The organism is uncultured Tenacibaculum sp., from assembly GCF_947495995.1.
In the GTDB taxonomy this organism is placed as follows: Bacteria; Bacteroidota; Bacteroidia; order Flavobacteriales; family Flavobacteriaceae; genus Polaribacter.
Genome location: NZ_CANMAX010000050.1, coordinates 1 through 206, shown reverse-complemented (window position 1 = coordinate 206; position 206 = coordinate 1). Strand labels below are relative to the sequence as shown.

1 protein-coding gene is annotated in these 206 nt (G+C 42.2%); it reads right to left on the bottom strand.

Annotated elements, in window-relative coordinates; all coding sequences use genetic code 11:
• On the bottom strand, window positions 1-206 hold a 206-nt coding region (locus Q1A15_RS21010), incomplete at both ends, for a hypothetical protein (protein ID WP_299628425.1).

Below are 206 nucleotides of genomic sequence, written 5' to 3'. Positions count from 1 at the left end.
GTAACATCTGTTGTACATCCGTTATCTCCTGTGGCAGTTACTGTATATGTTCCTGCTGGTACATTAATGAATGCATCACTTCCTGCATCGTAAACTCCTTGACCTGCTGCTAAGCCTGATCCAGTCGTTTGAACTAAACTATAAGTAACTGGAGTTAATCCTGCTGTTAAAGTAACCTCGATACGTCCTGTTGCACTTCCGTTACA